Source organism: Luteipulveratus flavus, assembly GCF_029439465.1.
Lineage (GTDB): Bacteria > Actinomycetota > Actinomycetes > Actinomycetales > Dermatophilaceae > Luteipulveratus > Luteipulveratus flavus.
Window position 1 is genome coordinate 18,119 of record NZ_JAROAV010000044.1, and the last position, 19,355, is coordinate 37,473.

General features: G+C 71.8%; 18 protein-coding genes. 9 read left to right on the forward strand and 9 right to left on the reverse strand.

What is annotated here, in order from left to right; translation table 11 throughout:
* Positions 1 to 66: 66 nt before the first annotated feature.
* Positions 67 to 1,068, reverse strand: coding sequence for a hypothetical protein (locus P4R38_RS16885; protein WP_277193187.1), 1,002 nt, complete (start codon positions 1,066 to 1,068; stop codon positions 67 to 69).
* A 228-nt stretch (positions 1,069 to 1,296) separates the two neighbouring features.
* On the opposite strand from P4R38_RS16885, the gene P4R38_RS16890 reads away from it, so the two are divergent.
* On the forward strand, positions 1,297 to 2,418 hold the full coding sequence (locus P4R38_RS16890; RefSeq protein ID WP_277193188.1) for an ATP-grasp domain-containing protein: 1,122 nt from the start codon (positions 1,297 to 1,299) through the stop codon (positions 2,416 to 2,418).
* A 27-nt stretch (positions 2,419 to 2,445) separates the two neighbouring features.
* Here the strand turns inward: P4R38_RS16890 and P4R38_RS16895 are convergent, their stop codons facing one another.
* The 4 genes from P4R38_RS16895 to P4R38_RS16910 form a co-directional block, all read right to left on the reverse strand.
* Entirely contained in the window at positions 2,446 to 2,955 is a 510-nt protein-coding gene (locus tag P4R38_RS16895; protein WP_277193189.1) for a 2'-5' RNA ligase family protein, read from the reverse strand.
* A gap of 3 nt (positions 2,956 to 2,958) precedes the next feature.
* Entirely contained in the window at positions 2,959 to 4,434 is a 1,476-nt protein-coding gene (locus P4R38_RS16900; RefSeq protein WP_277193190.1) for a cryptochrome/photolyase family protein, read from the reverse strand.
* Positions 4,435 to 4,438: 4 nt separating this feature from the next.
* The gene (locus P4R38_RS16905) at positions 4,439 to 8,251 is read right to left on the reverse strand and encodes a GH92 family glycosyl hydrolase (RefSeq protein WP_277193191.1); all 3,813 of its coding nucleotides are present in this window, start codon (positions 8,249 to 8,251) and stop codon (positions 4,439 to 4,441) included.
* Positions 8,252 to 8,461: 210 nt separating this feature from the next.
* The gene (locus tag P4R38_RS16910; protein ID WP_277193192.1) at positions 8,462 to 10,051 is read right to left on the reverse strand and encodes a metallophosphoesterase family protein; all 1,590 of its coding nucleotides are present in this window, start codon (positions 10,049 to 10,051) and stop codon (positions 8,462 to 8,464) included.
* A 189-nt stretch (positions 10,052 to 10,240) separates the two neighbouring features.
* Here P4R38_RS16910 and P4R38_RS16915 point away from each other — a divergent pair, with 189 nt between their 5' ends.
* Complete coding sequence (locus tag P4R38_RS16915) at positions 10,241 to 10,909, forward strand: response regulator transcription factor (protein WP_277193193.1); 669 nt, start codon at positions 10,241 to 10,243, stop codon at positions 10,907 to 10,909.
* Between the two features lie 151 nt (positions 10,910 to 11,060).
* Here P4R38_RS16915 and ligD read toward each other — a convergent pair whose 3' ends face one another.
* A complete protein-coding gene (ligD, locus tag P4R38_RS16920) occupies positions 11,061 to 12,029 on the reverse strand; it encodes a non-homologous end-joining DNA ligase (protein WP_277193194.1) in 969 nt (322 codons plus the stop codon).
* Between the two features lie 9 nt (positions 12,030 to 12,038).
* Positions 12,039 to 12,941 (reverse strand): LysR family transcriptional regulator, encoded by a 903-nt coding sequence (locus tag P4R38_RS16925; RefSeq protein WP_277193195.1) that lies wholly within the window; start codon positions 12,939 to 12,941, stop codon positions 12,039 to 12,041.
* A 114-nt stretch (positions 12,942 to 13,055) separates the two neighbouring features.
* Between P4R38_RS16925 and P4R38_RS16930 the strand changes: the two genes are divergently transcribed.
* Both P4R38_RS16930 and P4R38_RS16935 read left to right on the forward strand, forming a co-directional pair.
* Positions 13,056 to 13,274, forward strand: coding sequence for a hypothetical protein (locus P4R38_RS16930; RefSeq protein WP_277193196.1), 219 nt, complete (start codon positions 13,056 to 13,058; stop codon positions 13,272 to 13,274).
* Positions 13,274 to 13,495, forward strand: coding sequence for a hypothetical protein (locus P4R38_RS16935; RefSeq protein ID WP_277193197.1), 222 nt, complete (start codon positions 13,274 to 13,276; stop codon positions 13,493 to 13,495). Before P4R38_RS16930 ends, P4R38_RS16935 begins: the two co-directional genes overlap by 1 nt.
* A gap of 105 nt (positions 13,496 to 13,600) precedes the next feature.
* On the opposite strand, the gene P4R38_RS16940 is transcribed toward P4R38_RS16935, so the two are convergent.
* Entirely contained in the window at positions 13,601 to 15,844 is a 2,244-nt protein-coding gene (locus P4R38_RS16940) for an MMPL family transporter (protein WP_277193198.1), read from the reverse strand.
* Positions 15,845 to 16,065: 221 nt separating this feature from the next.
* Here P4R38_RS16940 and trxA point away from each other — a divergent pair, with 221 nt between their 5' ends.
* The 3 genes from trxA to P4R38_RS16955 are packed head-to-tail and all read left to right on the forward strand — an operon-like array spanning position 16,066 to position 17,147.
* On the forward strand, positions 16,066 to 16,422 hold the full coding sequence (gene trxA / locus P4R38_RS16945; RefSeq protein ID WP_277193199.1) for a thioredoxin: 357 nt from the start codon (positions 16,066 to 16,068) through the stop codon (positions 16,420 to 16,422).
* Positions 16,423 to 16,467: 45 nt separating this feature from the next.
* On the forward strand, positions 16,468 to 16,860 hold the full coding sequence (locus tag P4R38_RS16950) for a DUF302 domain-containing protein (protein ID WP_277193200.1): 393 nt from the start codon (positions 16,468 to 16,470) through the stop codon (positions 16,858 to 16,860).
* 20 nt (positions 16,861 to 16,880) lie between these two features.
* On the forward strand, positions 16,881 to 17,147 hold the full coding sequence (locus P4R38_RS16955) for a metal-sensitive transcriptional regulator (RefSeq protein WP_275239246.1): 267 nt from the start codon (positions 16,881 to 16,883) through the stop codon (positions 17,145 to 17,147).
* Positions 17,148 to 17,189: 42 nt separating this feature from the next.
* Here the strand turns inward: P4R38_RS16955 and P4R38_RS16960 are convergent, their stop codons facing one another.
* Positions 17,190 to 17,675, reverse strand: a complete 486-nt coding sequence (locus tag P4R38_RS16960) for a GNAT family N-acetyltransferase (RefSeq protein WP_277193201.1) — start codon at positions 17,673 to 17,675, stop codon at positions 17,190 to 17,192.
* A 98-nt stretch (positions 17,676 to 17,773) separates the two neighbouring features.
* Between P4R38_RS16960 and P4R38_RS16965 the strand changes: the two genes are divergently transcribed.
* Positions 17,774 to 18,469, forward strand: a complete 696-nt coding sequence (locus P4R38_RS16965) for a VOC family protein (protein ID WP_277193202.1) — start codon at positions 17,774 to 17,776, stop codon at positions 18,467 to 18,469.
* Between the two features lie 145 nt (positions 18,470 to 18,614).
* A complete protein-coding gene (locus tag P4R38_RS16970; protein WP_277193203.1) occupies positions 18,615 to 19,325 on the forward strand; it encodes a class I SAM-dependent methyltransferase in 711 nt (236 codons plus the stop codon).
* The last annotated feature ends 30 nt before the right edge of the window (positions 19,326 to 19,355 follow it).

Here is a 19,355-nt window from a genome sequence, read left to right on the forward strand (position 1 = left end):
GGCGCGGTCACCGGGTCTCGATACGGCTCGCCCCTGGGGGCTCGCCTACTCGACCGGCGAGGGGCGTCAGCCGCAGTGCTCGAAGGGGCTGGCGTACTTCTGGGCGCCGACCGAGCCGCCCCACTTGACGCACTTGCCGGCGGCCGCCTTGCTGATCGGGCCCGCGTAGTAGGAGTAGCTGCCCGAGTCGGTGGTCCGGCGGGCGCCCTTCACCTCCAGGAAGGTCGACACCGCCGACTTCTTCCCGAGCGAGGTCGCCTTGAGCGTCGTGACGCAGTTGCGGCCGTTGCCCTTGTTGTAGAGCAGGTACGCACGCCCGGCCTTGCCGATGGCCTGCGAGTCGATGACCGTGTACCCCTTGCCGCACACCTCGACCGCCGTGTACGGGTTGCCGGACGAGCCGCCGCTGCCCGGCCAGAGCGCGTCCAGGATGACGCCCGCGGCACCCTGCTCCTTGCCGTACTCCGCGGGGTAGGCGGACCGCTGCACGCTCTGGGCGATGGCACCCATGTCGCCGCGCTTCCACGAGCCGTTCGGGTGGAACTGCTGCATCACCGACAGGAACTTCTTGGTCGAGTAGTCCGGGTTCATGACCTGGGCGACGGTGCCCCAGCCCTGGCTCGGACGCTGCTGGAACAGGCCGTAGCTGTCCCGGTCGCCGCCCTTGAGGTTGCGCAGGCTCGTCTCCGCCTGGGCGGTCATCAGCGCGATCTGCGCGGCGCGTCCGTTCAGGCCCTTGCTCTTGGTCGCGCTCACGATGCGGCGGGCGCAGGCGACCTGCTCGGCGTTGATGCCGTTCAGGTTGTCGCTGTGCACGCGCCCGCTGATCCTGCTGGCGACCGTACGGTCCTTCGCCGTCACGCCGCAGCTGCGCGCGGGGAGGCCCGCCATGGTCCGCATCCGCTCGGAGGTGAGGCTGTGTCCGGCAGGCCCCGGGACGGCGCGGTCGGGTACCGGCTTCGGGTCGTCGCTGCCGAGCCCGTTCGCCAGCGAGGCGGTGGCGGGTCCGGCGATGCAGATCGCTGCCGCGACGATCGCGGCGGTCTTCGTACGGGTCGAGATGGACATGGTGGTTCCCCTTCAGCGTGTCGATGGCCCCGAGGCACTCACGCTGACGGGCCCGACCTGGTGTCCGACCCCCCTGACGCGTTGTCAGCCCCTGTCAGCCCCGTCGTCGCGACGATCTGACACCGCCCGACGGCCAACCCGGCACGGCCTGCCAAAAAACGCAGGGAGGTGGTCGACCCCCGGTAGCCTTCGCGCGGGGCCCGTGGGGCCGGGAAGGTGCGGGGAGGCATGACCAAGGGGACGGTCCTGTTCGTCGACACCGGACGCTGGACGTGCTTCGACCAGTTCGGGGCGGCGCTGCGGCGCGCCGGCCACCGCACCGTGCGCATCACCGTCGAGAGCTCGCGGCTGTCGCGCTTCATCAGCCGGATGGCGTACAGCGAGTGCATCGTGGTCCCGCACGAGGAGGCGATCGGTGAGCTCGCGTCGCTGGTCGACCTCGCCGAGGTCGTCGACGTCCAGTGCACCGAGGCCGTGCTCGCCACCGTGTGTGACGCCGTCGCCGGCACCGCGATCCCGGCCGAGGTGCGGGAGCACCTCGAGTGGCGGTTGCAGCACCTGGACAAGCTGCGGGTCGCCCAGCGACTCGCGGCGGCAGGCGTCCCGGTCCCGCGGTCGATGGCCGGTGTGTCGTCGCAGGAGGCGTGCAGCGTGCTCGGTCTCCCGATGGTCCTCAAGACCCGGTCGGGCTTCGGCGGCGCGGGCGTGCGCGTGACCCGTACGGTCGAGGAGGCCGTCGCCGCGTACTCCGAGCTGGCGGCGCAGGACGTGTTCTTCGAGGAGTACTTCCCCGGAGAGATCATGCGGTACGTCGCGTGCCGGACCGAGCAGGTCACTCTGCAGGAGGCGGTGCTCGTCGCCCATCGTGCCGACGCCGGGTCGCTCGGACCGGCGACGGCGGTCGAGCTCGTCGACGACGCCGAGATGATCCGGATCGGCCGTGCCGTGCTCGCCGCTCTCGGTGGGCGCGGACTGGCGAACATCGAGGCCGTGCGTACGGTCGACGGGCGGTACGCCGTGATCGACGTCAACCTGCGCACCTGGGGCTCGGCCCTCGCGCTGCGCTCCGGTGGCCCGGACTTCGTCCATGCGTACCTGAGCACGCTCGCGCCGACGGCGCCGACGACCCTTCCGGCGCTGCCGGCCGCGGGCGGGGCCGTCGCGGTCGGCGGTGTGTTCGAGGTGTTCCCGGACGCAGCAGTGGCGGCCGTGGACGGCGGATCCGTGCTGGCAGCGGCCGCGTTGGTCGTCGGCGCGAGCTGGCGCTACGCGCGGTGGACCGGACCGCGGTACGTCGTGGGCGCGTCCGCCCTGGTCGCCGCCTCGCTGGTCCGGCGCGGGCGGCGCTGACCGAGAACCCGGCGAGGCGGGTGAGGTTCAGGCCCGCGCGCCGAGGTCGGTCGTCGTCCCGGACGCGGGGTCCCAGCAGCGGACCGACACGGGCGTGAGCGACGCCGGCCGGTGCGGGCGCAGCGCGTCCAGCGCGTCCTCCACCCGGCCGGCCGGCAGCCGACGCGCGACCGTCACGTGGCCGACCCAGGGCCGTTCGTCACCCGGCACCACCTCTCGGCGCACGACGTCGACGGCGGCGCGGAGCTCGACGTCCAGCGGCACCAGCCAGGCGAGCACGTACGGGCCGCCGCCGAGCAGCACCGTCCCGACGACCACCTGCGGACGCGGCAGCACCGGCGCCAGCACCTCGCGGACGGCCTCGAACGCGGTGCGCGGGATCCTGTCGGCGGCGGCGATCGTCAGGTGCGGCGCGTTGGTGGCGCCCCGGTGGTCGGCCTGCGACCGGATGCCGCGCTCGCTCACCGCCGCCCAGCCGCGCCGGACCAGGGCGTCGTCCGCACGGTCGAAGGTCAGCTCGAGCGCGGCCTGCGGCACGGCTCAGCCGATCCAGCGGTAGGCGCGGCGGACGTGCGCGGACTTCTTGCCGGGCGCGAGCCCGTCCCACAGCCGGGCCATCATCTGCGAGCGGTTGTTGCCGGCGAGCACGTCGTGGTGGTCGCGCACGAACGTCCAGTAGAGCGCGTCCCAGTCGTCGGTCCAGTCGCCCTTCGGCAGGTCGGACATCCGCCGCAGGTACGCGCTGCCCGAGACGTACGGCTTGGTCGTGATGGCCTCGCCCGCCGCGAACTGGCTCATGGCGTACACGTTCGGCACCATCACCCAGTCGTACGCGTCGACGTACATCGCCATGAACCACTCGTACACGTCGGTCGGGTCGGTCCGCAGGAGGCACATGGCGTTGCCGAGCACCATGAGGCGCTCGATGTGGTGGGACCAGCCGCGTTCGAGCACGCCGTCGAGGACGTGGTCGACGGGGTCCAGGCCCGTCTGCGCCGTCCACCAGCCCTCGTCGAGCGGGCGGGTGTGGCCGAGCCGGTTGGAGGTCCGCATCCGCCGGCCGAACACCCGGTACGTCGCCCGCATGTACTCGCGCCACCCGATGACCTGCCGCACGAACCCCTCGACCGACGCCAGCGGCGCGTTCGCGTCGTCGGCCGCGTCCAGCGCCTGGTGGACGACGTCGAGCGGATCGAGCAGCCCGATGTTGAGGCCGGGCGTCATCGCCGCGTGGAAGACGAACGGGTGCTCGCGGGCGATCGCGTCCTCGTACGGCCCGAACTGCGCGAACCGCTCGTCGAGGAACTGCCGGTACGCCGCCTGCGCCTCCTCGTGCGTCGTCGGCCACGCGAACGCGTCCGCACGGCCGGGTGCGCCCGGGAAGGCCTTGCCCACCCAGGCGATCGCCTCGGTCACCTCCTCGGACCGATCCGGCCACGTCGGCGCCGGGACCGGGTGTCCGCGGGGCAACTTCTTGCGGTTCTCCGTGTCGTACGACCACCGCCCGCCGGCCGGGTGGTCACCGTCCATCAGCACGTCCAGCCGCCGGCGCTGCCACTCGTAGAAGCGGGCCATGCGGGCCGGGTGCTCGCCGAACCACGCGTCGATCTGCGGGCGGGTGGTGACGAAGCCCGGCGTCTCCAGCACGTCGTCGCGGCTCAGGTCGTACCCGGCCGCGCCCACCGCGGCGAGGCAGTCCCGCGCGAGCCAGTCGTCCACGACGTCGTACACGGTCACCCGCTGCGGCCGCAGCCGCCGCAGCAGGGTGGTGAGCCGTTCGCCGGTGGGCTCGTCCGCGTCGGTCTCGACCGCGTGGACCTCCAGGCCGGCGTCCCGCAGCCGGGCGGCGAACCGGCGCATGCTCGCCCGGTGCAGCACGAGCTTCTGGGCGTGGAAGGCATACTGCCGGAAGAAGAGGTCGTCCTGGACCAGCACCACGTGCGCGCCGGCCCCGAGGTCCAGCTGCTCGACGAACAGCTGGTGCGGGTAGACCAGCCGGACCTCGGGGACGCTCACGCTCCTACCTCAGCACCTCCAGCTCGGCCAGGGAAGGCGTCGCCGTGGTGCTGGCCGTGGCGACCAGGCGGAACCGCGTGTACGAGCCGGGCTTCGCGATCTTGAACGGCCGGGTCTGACCGCGCCAGGTGAACGTCTGGCCCGTCCGCTGGTCCAGGGTCGTCCACGTCGTCCCGTCGGTCGACCCCTCCAGCCGCCAGGCGCTGAGGTCACCCGGCTTCGACCCGGAGGTCAGGGTGTACCAGCCGACGGAGTTCGCGGCGCCGGACAGGGTGTACGAGACGGTCGGCGTCGCCGAGTCGAACGTCGCCTCGGTGGCCGAGGTGTCGTCGAACACCGCCGCCGCCGAACCCGTCCCGCGACCCGGGCCCGTGACGTCCGCGAGCGGCGTCGGCTTCTGCCCGGCCGGCGTCGGACCCTGCGGCGCGTCCTGCGGACGCGTGCCGAAGGACGACGGCGACCCGCCCATGGTGAAGTCGATGCGGCTCGCCTTCGTCAGGGCCGACTGGCTGATCGACAGGCTCTGCTGCGGGACGCCGTTGACCGTCAGGCTCTGGACGTAGACGTTGCGGTCCGAGTTGCCCTTGGCCGTGACGACCAGGTTGCCGCCGGGCCGCCGTACGGTCATCTGCGCGAACGTCGGCGAGCCGACCGTCCAGCGGTCCGACCCCACCTGCAGCGGGTAGATGCCCAGCGAGCTGAGGACGTACCAGGCCGACATCTCGCCGTTGTCCTCATCGCCCGGGTAGCCCTGGCCGATGTCCTCACCGACGTACAGCCGGCGGGTGATCTCCCGGACCTTCTCGGCCGTCTTCGCCGGAGCGCCCGCGTAGTTGTACATGTACGGGATGTGGTGGGACACCTGGTTGCTCTGCCCCAGCTGGCCCATCCGGACGTCGCGAGCCTCGAGCATCTCGTGGATCGTGCCGCCGTACGCGCCGGGCTTGTCCGCCTTCTCCGGCGTGCTGAAGAAGGTGTCGAGCCTGGTGCGCAGCGCCGACTGCCCGCCGAGGAGCGCGGCCAGTCCGTTGCCGTCGTGCGGCGCGTGGAAGGCGAAGTTCCAGCCGTCGGTCTCGGTGTAGGGGTTGCCCCACACCTGCGGGTCGAACGTCGCGGGGAACGCGCCCGCGGGCGTCCGGCTCTGGAAGAAGCCGGTCGCGGGGTTGAACACGGTGGCGTAGCCGGTGGAGCGACGCTGGAAGTACTGCGCCTCCTCCGTCAGCTGCCCACGCCGCGCGGCCGGGGTGGCCGGGTCCTTCGCGAGCGCGGCGGCCATGTCACCGACGCCTGCGTCGTTGATGAACCCCTCCAGGCCCCAGGACACGCTCTCCCCGGTCGAGGTGTCGGTGTAGCCCTTGAACGTGGAGGTCGTGATGCCCTTGCGGCCCACGGCGGAGCTCGGCGGCCGGACGGTCGCGTTGCGCAGCGCGGCGTCGTACGTGCTCATCGGGTCGTGCAGCCGCACCCCCTTGAGGTAGGCGTCGGCGAACGCGGCGTCCGAGCTGGTCCCCGTCATCAGGTCCGCGTAGCCGGGGGAGGACCACCGAGCCACCCAGCCGCCGTCGCGGTACTGCTGGACGAAGCCGTCGACCAGCTGGGCCGCCACGTCCGGGTAGAGCAGCGAGTACGCGGGCCACACCGTCCGGTAGGTGTCCCAGAACCCGTTGTTGACGTAGATCTTCCCGTCCTTGATCGCCGCGTTGGTCTGGGTCGGCGTCGGCGAACCGGTCCGGGCCGCAACGGGACTCGCGTACTGGTAACGCGGCCGTACGGCGGTTCCGGTGTTCTCGAACTGGCTGTTCGGGTAGAGGTTGAGCCGGTAGAGGTTGGAGTAGAGCGTGGTCTCGTCGGACTCGCGCGCACCCTTGACCCGGACCACGCCGAGCCGCTGGTTCCACGCGGTGTTCGCCGCCTTGCGGACGGTGTCGAACGAGCGCCCGAACAGCTCTTGGATGTGGTTCTTCCTTGCCTGGTCGAGCGAGATGAACGACGTCGCCAGCCGTAGCACGACCTGCTTGCTCGACGAGGTGTCGAAGGTCGCGTACCGGGTGCCGGTGTGGCTGCCCGGCGCGGTACCGGCGGCCGTCGGCGCGCGGTCCAGCTCGCCGTAGACGAACATCCGGCTGCGGCCGGCGGACAGCCCGCTGCCGTCGTCCACCCAGCCGGTGACGACCTTCGACCCGGGCGTGACGGTGAACGACCCCTGGTCGCTCACGGTGTCCAGGACCAGGGACCCCGTCCGGGCGGAGGAGGGGAAGGTGAAGCGCATGATCCCGCCGTGGTCACCCGGAGCGGTCTCCGCGCGGATGCCGCCCTCCAGGTCGGCCTTGTAGTAGTCCGGCCGGGCGACCTCGGTGGCGTGGTCGAACGCCAGGCCGCGCTGCGCCGGCGCCCCGGACGGCACGCCCGACGCCGGCGACGGCATCACCGACAGCTGGTTGCGGTCACCCATCCACGGGCTCGGCTCGTGCGAGACGGCCAGGCCCTGCAGGACGGGCTTGTTCTGGGCGTTGTTCTGCGACTGGTAGCTGTACTCCCACGAGCTGGAGTCGGCGTCGGTGACCGGGGTGAAGAAGGTGAACCCGTTGGGCACGGCCGAGATCGGCAGGTTGTTGCCGCGCGAGAACGAGCCCGAGGAGTTGGTGCCGCGTCGCACGTCCACGAAGGTGGTCAGGTCGTTGCCGTTGATCGCGGCGGGCTTGCCCTGGACGGTCAGGTCGTCCAGCCACCCGGCGAACCGCGTGCCGTCCGAGGCCTTGGCGTTGTCGTACCCGACGAGGATCCGGTCGATGGTCTTCCCGGCGGCGACCCTGCCGATGTCGACCCGTACGGAGTTCCACTGGTTCGCGTACAGCTTCTTGGCCGCGCCCTGTCCGCTCGGCGAGGCGGCCATGCCGTGGTCGTCGACCGGGTTCAGGTCCGACAGGTAGGTGCCGTCGGTGAAGCGCAGGTCGACCGCCGAGTTCGTCGACGGGTACGTCAGGTCGTCGCTGATCATGTCCGCGAAGATCTTGTACGTCAGCCGGGACTTCGGGCCGACCGGGATCTTCACGTCGTACAGCCGGTTCCAGGCGTAGCCGCGCCCGGCCGCGGTGTGGCTGCCGCCGAAGCGCAGCGCCTTGGTGCCGGTCCAGCCGACGCCGGGCTTGATGTTGTAGCCGGAGATCGGCCCGTTGCCGACCTTGCTGACCATCGGGCTGTCGGAGGGCTGGGTGGTCGAGCCGTCCGACAGCGTCCAGTCCGCGAGCTGGAGGAGGGACGCCCCGGCGGTGGCGGTGACGTTCAGCCGGTAGTGCTGGTACGCGGCCGGTGTCGCGATCGTGAGCTTCTTGGTCGCGAACCGCGCGGGGAAGGTGAACCCGGCCTGGGTGTCCAGGTCGACCCAGGTCTTCCCGTCGGTCGAGCCCTGCAGCGCGAAGTCCTTCGGGTCGCGGGTGGGGGCGTCGTTGGCCGAGGTCAGGCTGTAGGTGACGGCCTTGACCGGCGTGGTCATGTCGTACTGGACCCACGCCTTGGTGGTGAACGCGAGCCACTTGGTGTTGGCGTCGCCGTCGGTGAGGTTGCCGCCCACCTCGTCGGGGGTGTTCTCCTCGCTCGCGGTGACCTTGTCGACGTCACCCATCAGGCTGCCCGGCGGGTAGAGCGCGCCGATGACGTTCGCCTGGCGCGGCTTGCCGTCGGCGCCGATCTCGGCGGTCGAGACCGCGGGTTGGGGCTGCCCGGTCTCGAACGACGTCGAGAAGTCGCCGGGAGGGGCGGCGTACGCGGGGGCGGACCCCAGCGTCAGCCCGGCGGCGACCATGGCCGTCGCCGTCACCGCTCCGATCGTTGCTGACAGCGTGCGCCTGGCTCGTCCGCGCATGGGTGTCCACCTCGATGTGGTCTCGATGCTTCCAACGATGTAACCGAAGTCCTCAGCGTGGCCGACGACGAGTCCGTACGGGGGACTACGACCCGACGATCTGTTCCGCCACCGGAACGCCGACGTGGCCCGGGCCCTGCGTGCCGGCGGAGCCCGGGCGCTGCCTCACGGCGCGGGCACGGTCGTCCGGGACACGCCCTGGTCGGTGCCGCAGGTCCGGCCCGAGCGCGCCTGGTCGACGATCGCCCGACCGTTGACGACGTTCAGGCTGTCGTACGCCGGCCGCCCCTCGACGACGCTGCGGAAGGAGTAGCGGGTGAGGTTGATCAGCGAGCACGACCGGCCGTACACCGCGATGTCGAAGAAGTAGGAGGCGGTGACGCGCTCGGCGTCCTCGCGGGTGCCCTCGGAGATGCGCTCGCCGAAGATACCGCCGGCGGTGAAGGTGCCCACCGTCACGCGGTTGCCGTCGAGGGCCGGCGTGTGGACGTGGCCGTCCACCAGCAGGCCCTTGCTCCTGATGCCCTCGACCGCGGCCGGCTCGTGGCTCACGACGACGTCGGGCAGCTCGCGCCCCGCGTACGCCGACGCGTACGCCTTCTGCCGCGGCTTCTGCTTCTCGTCGTTCTTGCGGTCCTCGTCGCCGTAGTAGCGCGGGTCGTTGAAGCCGCCGACGGTGACGCCGCCGACCGAGACCTGTTGGTAACGGCCAGGACTCGGCTCCAGCAGCACGACGTTCGGGACGCGGGAGAGCCGGGCGAGGAGGGCCTGGTCGTCGGCGCTCGTCGCGTCGTGGTTGCCGCGGACGAACAGGTACGGCACGCCCAGGTCCTGGATCGAGGTGAAGAACCCGGCGGCCTCCGCCTCCTGGACGGTGCCGAAGTTGACCAGGTCGCCGGAGTCGACGACCGCGTCGATCTTCTCGTCGGCGATGAGGCGCTTGATGATGGGGTACTGGTTCGCACCGTGGATGTCGCTCACCAGCAGCAGCCGGACCGCCGGCGCCTGGTTGAGCTCCTGCGGCACGAGCGAGTCCTGCAGCGACTGCGACAGCGCGAGCACGTTCGTGACGTACCGGGAGACCTGCTGCGCCCGCGTACGGACGTCGGTCAGCAGCCCCGCGTTCGAGCGGACGGTGCCGAGCAGGCTGGTCGCCCGGATCGTCGCCACCCGGTCGCCGCGGTAGGTCTGCCACCCGGCGAGCGTCGGGACGAGCACGCCGATGACCGCCGCGACGGCGACGACCCGGATCTGGCGACCACTCGGTCGGCGGTGGTGACGCCGGCCCAGCGCCAGCAGCGTCAGCATCGCCGCCTCCGCGAGCAGCAACCCGGCGCCGAACCGTACGGCGACGCCGACGAGCGCCGACCGGGCCGCGTCCCGGATCTCCGCGTCCGACGGGCGGAACGTGTCGACCGACAGCGACTCGCGCGCGAACAGGTCGGTGACGTCCCGCTTGACCTGCGGATCGACCTGGATGCCCGGGGCCGGGACGGGGCTGTCGAAGTGCACGTCCACGTCCCCGAACACGGTCGAGGCCTTCAGGGTGGACGACGGCCAGGCGTGCAGGACGACGTCCGCGCGGTAGTACGTCGTCTGCACCTGCGTCGGCAGCACGGTGGTGGTGGCGATGCCGGCGAGGTAGCCGACCAGCGCCAGCACCAGGACCCCGACGAGGATCAGCAGCCGCCGCATCCACGGGCGCAGGCGTGCCACAGCGGGTACCGGCACCGCCGTCGCGCCACTCTCGGTCACACCGCTCTCCGTCCGCATCGAGGACGCTCCCACCCTAGGGACCGGTCCGGCGCGGGAGGTACGGCTCGTCGGTCTCCGCCGTCCACCTGCGAACGCGCCTACAGTGGGAGAACAGCACCCTGTAGCACACCCGGAGCCACCCTTTCGGGTGAACCCGCATCACCCGCCGAGCAAGGCAGGTTGGGGCCCGTGAGCCAGAGCGAACCGTTGCGCATCTCGGTCGTCACCGAGTACAGCGCGATCGTGCGCGGCCTGCACGCCATGCTCCACCGGCACGAGTCACGGGTGATGATCGTGGACCAGGACCTGGACGGGGACAACCCACGACAGGTCGACATCGCCCTCTACGACACCTTCGCCCAGGACCAGGGTGGCACCGGTGAGGTTGCGCGGCTCGCCCGCCACCCCCGGGTCGGCAGGGTCGCCGTCCTGACCTGGAACTTCGACGAGGAGCTGGTGCAGCAGGCGCTGTCCCGCGGAGCCAGCGGGTACCTCGCCCGGTCGCTGCCCGCCGCCGCTCTCGTCGACGCACTCGAACGCGTCCACCGCGGCGAGACGGTGGTGTCCACGCCGACCGGCCACGGTCAGGTCGCCGGGGAGTGGCCCGGGCGCGAGGAGGCGCTCGCGCCGCGCGAGGCCGAGGTGCTGGCGCTGATCACCCAGGGCCTGCCCAACACGGTGATCGCCGCGCAGACCCACCTGTCCATCAACTCGGTGAAGTCCTACATCCGCACGGCGTACCGCAAGATCGGCGTGACCAGCCGGAGCCAGGCGGTGCTGTGGGGGGTCCGGCACGGGTTCGAGCCGGACCGCCGGCGCCACCGCCCCGTCGGCGGCGCGACGATCGCCTCCCTCTGACGGCCCGCCGCCACCGCGCCCCCACCCCCCAGCCAGACAACTGAGTCATTCACATCTGACCGCCTTGCGTGTGCGTCAGATTCGAGTGACTCAGTTACCTGGCCGGGCGGGGCGCACGGGGCGGGCGGTGCCGGGCGGACGGGGCGCGCGCTCAGGCGTCCTCGGCAGGTGGCGGCTCGGCGCCCTGCGCCTCGTCCCGCTCGGCCCACTCCAGCAGCGTGTCCAGCCGGTACGCGGTCGCGTCGATGTCAGCGTGCAGGTCGCCCAGGTCGGCGTACCGGGCGGGCACCGTCGCGATGGTCAGCTCGCGCGGCTCGACGTCGTCCACCTCGTCCCAGCGGATCGGGGTGGAGACGGTCGCCTCGGGGTTGCCGCGCACGGAGTACGCGCTCGCGATGGTGTGGTCCCGGGTGTTCTGGTTGTAGTCGACGAACACCGTCGTCGGGTCGCGGTCCTTGCGCCACCAGGTGGTGGTGACGTCCTCCGGGGCCCGTCGCTCGACCTCGCGCGCGAACGCGAACGCAGCCCGGCGCACGTCCTGGAAGCCCCACTCCGGCTCGATCCGGACGTACACGTGCAGCCCGGATCCGCCCGACGTCTTCGGAAAGCCTTGCACACCAAGGTCGTTCAGCACCTCGTGCGCAACGTGCGCAACCCGCCGTACGCGGTCGAACGGGCAGTCCGGCATCGGGTCCAGGTCGATGCGCCACTCGTCCGGGCGCTCGGTGTCGGCGCGCCGGGAGTTCCACGGGTGGAACTCGACCGTCGACATCTGCACCGCCCAGATCACGCTGGCGAGCTCGGTGACGCACAGCTCGTCGGCGGTGCGTCCCCACCTCGGGAAGTGCAGCTCGACGGTCTCGACCCAGTCGGGCGCGCCGCGGGGGAGCCGCTTCTGGTGGACCTTCTCGCCGGTGACGCCGGTGGGGTAGCGGTGCAGCATGCAGGGCCGCTCGCGCAGTGCGTTGACGATGCCGTCGCCGACGGAGAGGTAGTAGCTCGCGAGGTCCAGCTTGGTCTCACCGCGCGCCGGGAAGTACACGCGGTCGGGGTTGGAGATGCGCACGGTGCGCTCGCCGACGGTCAGCTCGGTGGCGGGTGAGCCGCCCTTGCTCGCCATGCACCGACCCTACGGGTGGTCGGCCCGGGCGCGCAGCGCGTCGATCAGGGTGCGGATCGCCGGTCGCCGCGACGACGCGCGCCGGCACACCGTGAACACCCGCCGTACGGGCCGCTCACCGCGCAGGGGGACCGTCCGGACCGTGCTCGGCAGGTCCGGACGGCCGAGTCGCGGCAGCGTGCTCACCCCGAGTCCGGCCGCGACGACCGCGATCTGCGAGGGGTACTCGTCGACTCGGTGGACGATGTCAGGGATCCGGCCGCGCGCAGCCATCTGGGAGCGCAGCCACTGGCTGCAGATGCTCCCGTCGTTGGTGTCGATGATCCACGGCGCGTCGAGCAGGTCGTCGATGAGGACGTCGTCGCGGCCGGCGAGCGGATGCTCGGCGGGCAGCAGGACGTCGACGGGGTCCTCCATCAGCGGCGCCTGGCTCAGATGCGCGGGGAGGTCGATCGGCGAGTCCACCCAGTCGTGCGCGATCGCGAGGTCGGCGTGCCCGGCCTCGATGCGTTCGGTGGTGCGGATCCAGGTCTCTTCCATCAGCACGGTGAGGTCCGGTGTGGTACGCCGCAGCTCGCCGAGCGCCGGACCGACCAGACCGCGAATCGCGGTGGGAAAGCACAGGACTCGCAAAGTCCCGGCCACCCCTGACCGCAGCTCTTCGAGGTCCGCGCTCGCCTGCTCGGTGGTGGTGAGGATGCTGTCCGTCGCGTCGGCGAGCACGAGGCCGGCGTCGGTCAGGATGACGCCGCGGCCGGCGCGTTCGAGCAGGGGCGAGCGGACCTCGCGCTCGAGCTTGCCGATCTGCTGGCTGACCGCCGACGGCGTGAAGCCCAGGGCGTCCGCCGCGGCGGCCACGGAGCCGTGCTGCCGGACCGCGTGCAGGGCCCTCAGACGCTGGAGATCGAACATGAAGCAATGCTAACGGGTACACCTCAAGAATGCGCGCTGGTGCTAAACGGTCATCGGGCCCAACCTGGACTCCGGACGCCTTCGGACGGAGGCTTCGGATCAGGAGGAAAGACCATGGCTGCACTGTTCGTCATCGCCCTGGTCGCCGGGATCGTCGCGGCGATCGAGCACACCCAGCGGCGGGTGCGCGCCGCCGGTCCGCCGCCCCAGCCGGGCACGCGGGACGGCGACCGGGTCCGCGCCGACCTCGCCGCCCTGGAGGCCACTCCGGCGCGGCCCGTCCAGCACCGTCCGACCGGGCGGGTGCACCTGCGTCCCGCGGGGTTCCGGTGATGGCCGCCCTGGCGATGCTGCCCGTGATCGGGGTCGTCCTGAGCATGATCGTCGGGTCGCTGGCCGCGATCGGGCGCATCGCGACGCCGGCGGCCGAGCGCGCGCCGCTGCGACGCTGGCGGCTGCGTGAGGTGGCGGCCAACGCCTCCATCGGCCGGCGCGAGTGGGCGCTCGCCCTCGACACCGCGTACCGCCGCAACCCCTCCAGCACCGCTGGCTGAGGCCGACTCACCCGCACACCCCCTTCGGCCGAGTGCGCGTGTCCTGTGCGATTCCGTGCGAATAAGCAGCAGGACACGCGCACTCGGTCAGGAAAGGGGAGAGGGTCAGTGCGAGAAGCGGACCTTCGGCAGGACGCGCGCCAACCAGGCCGGCGTGTGCCACGCGGCGCGGCCGGTCACCCGCAGCACCACCGGCAGCAGCACGAGCCGGATGCACAGGGCGTCCAGGAACACGGCGACGGCCAGGATGATGCCCATCTCCTTGGGTGCGAGCGGGCCGGACAGCGCGAACGTCAGGAACACCGCGACCATCACGCCGGCGGCGGCCACGACGACGCGCCCGGACGTTCGCAGCGCCTCGCGCATCGCGTGCTGCGGGTCGCCGGAGCTGTCGTAGTGCTCGCGGGCCGCGGACAGCAGGAACAGGGTGTAGTCCATCGCGACGCCGGTCAGCATCGCGCCGAAGAACAGCGGCCCCCAGGCGTCGACGAAGCCCTGCGGCTCGAAGCTCAGCGGCCCGGACAGGTGGCCGTCCCCGAAGATCAGCTTCGCGACACCGAACGCCGCCGCGATGGAGGCGAGGTTGGTGATCGTCCCGACGGCGGCCACCAGCGGGCTGCCGAGCGCGACGAGCAGCAGCAGGAACCCGAGCCCGACGAGCAGCCCGAAGACCAGCGGCGTCCGCGAGGACAGCACCTTCTCCAGGTCGTGGTTCTCGGCGGCGGCCCCGCCGACGAGGGCTCCCGGCGGCAGCTCGGACCGGATGCGGTCGATGGTCGCGCCGGTCGCGGGTGCGGACGCGTCGGTGGTCGGGATCGCCATGGTCATGGACCAGCCGCCGCTCTCCCCGACGGGCTGGGTCGCCGCGATGCCGGAGTCCTTCGCCAGAGCCGCGCGGGCGCGGTCGGTCTCCGAGGTCGGGGTCAGGACCTGCAGTGTGCCGGGAGCGCCGGGCCCGAACGCCTCGGTGACCTGCGCGTATCCCGCGCGAGCCGACTGGTCTGCCGGGATGATCGAGATCGACGGCATGCCCGTACGCAGACCGAGGGCCGGCGCCGCGAGCGCGGCGAGGGCGATCAGGACGACCGCACCCGCGGTCCACGGCCGGCGGTGCAGCAGCGCGCCCCACCGGTCCATCAGCCGGTCCATGCCGCGCGGAGCGGACGGTGCGGTGACCTCGGTGCCGGTCCCACGGCCGCGGCGACGCAGCCGACCGGGGAGGCGTACGCGGCCGGCGTCGATCCGGGTACCGAGCCTGCCCAGGACGGCCGGCAGCAGGGTGAGGGTTGCCGCGAGGACCGCGACGACCGCCAGCATGATGCCGAGCGCCATCGAGCGGAACGCCGGGCTGGGGACGAGCAGGACCGTGGAGAGGGAGACGAGCACGGTGGCGCCGGAGAAGGCGACCGCCTTGCCGGCGGTGCCCATCGTCTCCGCGACGGCGTCGACCGCGGCGGCGCGGTCACCGGGCACGGCACCACGACGGGCGAGCGCGGCGCGGAACCGCACGACCAGGAAGAGCGCGTAGTCGATCCCGAGTGCGAGCGCGAACATCATCGCGAAGTTGAGCGCCCAGACGCTGACCGGCGCGACGTGGGTCGCGATGACCAGGGCGCCGGCCGCGGTGAGCAGACCGACGATGGTGAGCATCAGCGGAAGCCCGGCGGCGACGAGGCCGCCGAACGCGATGACCAGGACGACCAGGGTCACCGGCCAGGACAGGACCTCCGACCGGATCATCGCGGTGTGGTTGACCTCGTTGAAGTTCGACCACAGGGCGCTACTGCCGGTGAGGTTCACCGACACGCCGGGCGTCGCCAGGTCTGCCAGCGGCTTCCCGAGGTCGTCCGCGGCGCGGACCATCGTGTTCGGGTCGGCGGCGGCGCCGGCCTGGACGATCGCCGTACGGCCGTCGCGGGACAGGCTCGAGCCCGGTTGCGGCCCGGTCACCGTGCTGACCCGGGGGTCGCCCTTCAGCAGCTGCTCGACCTGAGCGATGACGTGCTGCGCCTCGCGGTCGTTCGCGATCGGTCCGTCCGCGCGGCGCACCACCACCTGCAGTGCGGTCGAGCCGTTGCCCTGGAAGTGCTGCTGGACGACGTCGCGCGCCTGGACCGACTGGCTGCCGCTGTCCTGCCAGCCCGCGCCGGCGAGCGCGGTCTCGACCTTCGGGGCGAAGGCGCCGAAGACCACCAGGACGAGCACCCAGAGCGCGAGGACGCGACCGAGGTGGGAGGCGGACCACGCGCCGAGGCGGGCGAGTCCGCGCGGCGAGGTGTCGTTCGGGGGAGCGCCGGTCTCGGGCGGTGCCGGCGGATCGATGACGGTCTGATGGCGCGTCGAGGTCAACGGGATCTCCATGGTGGGCGGGGTCGTCGATACGGCCTGGGGTATGAAGTCGCCCCGACGCTAGTACCCCAGGGGGTATCTGTGTCAACTCGGCGAACCATCGTGCGGTCCGCGAGTGACATACCCCACAGGGCATAGTGCGCGGTGCGGGAATGACTCGCCGTGGACCAGCGCTACATACCCCAGCAGGTATATGATCAACGGACGCAAGGAGCACTGTCATGAGCACGCAGAACCTCACCCGAGCCGACTTCGAGCCCACCGTCACCGGGGGCGGCATCGTCCTCGTCGACTTCTGGGCGTCCTGGTGCGGCCCGTGCCGCCAGTTCGCGCCCGTGTACGAAGCGGCGTCGGAGCAGCACCCCGACATCGTGTTCGGCAAGGTCGACACCGAGGCCGAGCAGGAGCTCGCGGCCGCCGCCGACATCACGTCCATCCCGACCCTGATGGCGTTCCGCGACGGCGTCCTCGTCTTCGCCCAGCCCGGAGCGCTCCCCGCGAGCGCCCTGAACGACGTCATCCGGGCCGTGCGCGACCTGGACATGGACGACGTCCGCGCCCAGCTCGCCACCGCCTGACCTGACCGAGCCGACCGACGTGACCGCCACGACCGAGGAGAACGCATGACCTACGCCCTGAGCACCACCGTCAGCACGCCGTTCGCCGACACTCTGCAGGCCACCTGGTCGGCGCTCGCCGACCAGGGCTTCGGCGTCCTCACCGAGATCGACCTGGCGGCGACCCTCGCGGCCAAGGTCGGCGCCGACCTGCCGCCCCAGGTGATCCTGGGAGCGTGCCGACCGCCGCTGGCGCTGGCGGCCGTGCAGGCCGAGCCGTCCATCGGCGTCCTGCTGCCGTGCAACGTGGTCGTTCGCGCGGTCGACGAGCGCACCACCGTGGTCGAGGCGATGGACCCGCAGGCGATGGTCTCCGTCACCGGCAACGACCGCCTGGCCGACGTCGCGGCGGACGCCCGCGACCGCATCACCGCGGCCCTGAACGCACTGACCGCCTGACACGACGGAGGATGGTCCCCATGGTCACTCTGAACACCGACGACATGACGCCCGTCATCAACCGGCTGCGCCGCGCCCAGGGCCAGCTCGGCGGCGTCATCCGCCTCATCGAGGAGGGTCGCGACTGCAAGGACGTCGTCACCCAGCTCGCTGCGGTCAACCGCGCCCTGGACCGCGCGGGTTTCGCGATCGTCTCCTCCGGCCTGCGCGAGTGCCTGACCTCGGCGGACGGGATCAGCGAGGAGGACCAGGCCACGATGGAGAAGCTCTTCCTCACCCTCGCCTGATCCGCGCCGACCGCTGGGCGAGGGCCTGACCGGCCGGTGCGCTCAGAGGAAGCGGTGCATCACGTGCAGGCCGACGAGCCCGTCCGTGGGGTGCCGGAACGCCTGCGGCACGGTGCCGATGACCGAGAACCCGAGCGACTCGTACAGCCCGACCGCCCCGACGTTGCTCGCGGCGACCGCGTTGAACTGGATGGCGCTGAACCCCGCAGCCCGCGCCCAGTCGAGGCTGTGCTCGACCAGCGCCCGGCCGACCCCGCGTCCGCGCGCCCCGCGGCTCACCATGTAGCTCGCGGTCGCGACGTGGTCGTGCGGACGCGGCCGGTTGGCGCCCATCTTGGCGGTGCCGAGGTAGGTGTCGCCGTCGGTCGCGACCACGGTGAGTCCCGGCGGCTGCTCGATCCAGATGCTCCTCAGCGTCTCGACCGAGGTGTCCGGGTCGTACGGGAACGTGTCGGCCGAGCGGACGACGTCCAGGACGATGGGTGCGACGCCTGCCCAGTCGGCGTCGGCGTACGGCCTGATCTGCATGGGTCCACTGGACCAGAGAGGTTCTGGGCCTGCGGCGCCGGGTCCGCCGGCCCGGAAACCGGGTGCCGCGGCGGTGGGTGCCGCCCTACCGTGCACAGATGGTGTCGCGACTGGAGGCAGTGACCTTCGACGTGCCGGACGCGTCCGTGTCGGCGACCTTCTGGGCCGGCGTGCTCGGACGGGACGTGGTCCCGGAGTCGGCCGGAGCCCTCGTTCCCGGCGACGAGACCCGGGTCGGGCTGAGGTTCGTGACCTCCGATGCGCCGCGCGTCGGGCCGGACCGGCTGCACCTGCACCTGACCAGCACGACGGCGGAGGACCAGCAGCGCACGGTCGACACGATCCTGTCGCTCGGCGGTCGGCACGCCGACGTGGGCCAGGACCCCGAGGACGAGTTCGTCGTCTTCGCCGACCCCGGCGGCCACGCGCACTGCGTGATCGAGCCGCGCAACGGGTTCCTGAGCGGCACCGGGTTCCTCGGCGAGGTGACCTGCGACGGGACCCGGGACGTCGGCCTGTTCTGGCGGGACGCACTCGGCTGGTCGTTGGTGTGGGACGAGAACGGTGAGACGGCCGTCCAGTCGCCGCGCGGTGGCACCAAGGTCTCGTGGGGCGGCGAGCCCGTCGAACCCCGGCACGGACGCAACCGCCAGCGGTTCGACCTGCGCGCCGCCGACCCCGACCGCGAGGCGGACCGGCTGGTCGCGCTCGGCGCCACCCGGCTGGAGGAGATGGCGGACGGCATCGAGCTGGCGGACGTGGACGGCAACGAGTTCACCCTCCGAGCCGACTGAGGCCTGGCCGCTCGAGAGACGGGTGGCAGCAGGCGCCGGAGCTCAACGTCCACCCTCGTGGATCAGCACATCGCACGCCCGGCCCGCCGCGATACTTCACGACATCACCGCCACCGCGTTTCGGATCTGTGAGAGGCCCATGACCATGACCAGCAGCGATGCGTCCCTCGGCACAGCGGACTACGACGAGCTGGCGGCGGTGTACGCCGAAGCGAACGACAACGGCCTGTTCAACGCGTGGTACGGGCGACCGGAGATGCTTCGGCTGGGAGGCGACGTCGCCGGTATGCGCGTCCTCGACGCCGGCTGCGGCCACGGGCCGCTGGCAGCAGCCCTGCACGACCGCGGTGCCACGGTGTCGGGTTTCGACCTCAGCCCGGCCCTCGTCGCCCTGGCCGAGGAACGCCTCGACGCCGAGATCGACCTCCGGGTGGCCGACCTCGCCGCGCCCCTGCCGTACGGCGACGACGAGTTCGACCTCGTCATGTGCTCGCTCGCGCTGCACTACGTGAAGGACTGGGCTCCCACGCTCGCCGAGATGCGTCGCGTGCTCAAGCCCGGAGGACGGCTGATCGTGTCGATCATCCATCCGTTCGTCTACGCGTTCTGCTACCAGGACGCCGACTACTTCGCTCTCACCCAGTACTCCGAGGACTACGACTTCGACGGCACGACGTTCGTCATGACCTACTGGCACCGCCCCCTGCAGGACGTCCTGAACGCGTTCGTCGACGCCGGTCTGGTCATCACGACCGTGACCGAGCCCTCCGCCCTGCCCGACACGCCCGTCGAGCTGCTGCCTCCCGAGGGCCGCCGCTTCCTCTGCTTTCTCTTCTTCTCCCTTGAATCGCCCTGATCGCACGGGTCGGCTCATCGTGCCGGCACC

Excerpts from the sequence above, each read along its gene's own strand:
- ligD (WP_277193194.1), bottom strand. The coding sequence starts at position 12,029 with ATGGCGAGCAAGGGCGGCTCACCCGCCACCGAGCTGACCGTCGGCGAG.
- P4R38_RS16955 (WP_275239246.1), top strand. The coding sequence starts at position 16,881 with ATGGTCACTCTGAACACCGACGACATGACGCCCGTCATCAACCGGCTG.
- P4R38_RS16965 (WP_277193202.1), top strand. The coding sequence starts at position 17,774 with ATGGTGTCGCGACTGGAGGCAGTGACCTTCGACGTGCCGGACGCGTCC.
- P4R38_RS16960 (WP_277193201.1), bottom strand. The coding sequence starts at position 17,675 with ATGCAGATCAGGCCGTACGCCGACGCCGACTGGGCAGGCGTCGCACCC.
- P4R38_RS16950 (WP_277193200.1), top strand. The coding sequence starts at position 16,468 with ATGACCTACGCCCTGAGCACCACCGTCAGCACGCCGTTCGCCGACACT.
- P4R38_RS16935 (WP_277193197.1), top strand. The coding sequence starts at position 13,274 with ATGGCCGCCCTGGCGATGCTGCCCGTGATCGGGGTCGTCCTGAGCATG.
- trxA (WP_277193199.1), top strand. The coding sequence starts at position 16,066 with ATGAGCACGCAGAACCTCACCCGAGCCGACTTCGAGCCCACCGTCACC.
- P4R38_RS16930 (WP_277193196.1), top strand. The coding sequence starts at position 13,056 with ATGGCTGCACTGTTCGTCATCGCCCTGGTCGCCGGGATCGTCGCGGCG.
- P4R38_RS16925 (WP_277193195.1), bottom strand. The coding sequence starts at position 12,941 with ATGTTCGATCTCCAGCGTCTGAGGGCCCTGCACGCGGTCCGGCAGCAC.
- P4R38_RS16885 (WP_277193187.1), bottom strand. The coding sequence starts at position 1,068 with ATGTCCATCTCGACCCGTACGAAGACCGCCGCGATCGTCGCGGCAGCG.
- P4R38_RS16970 (WP_277193203.1), top strand. The coding sequence starts at position 18,615 with ATGACCAGCAGCGATGCGTCCCTCGGCACAGCGGACTACGACGAGCTG.
- P4R38_RS16890 (WP_277193188.1), top strand. The coding sequence starts at position 1,297 with ATGACCAAGGGGACGGTCCTGTTCGTCGACACCGGACGCTGGACGTGC.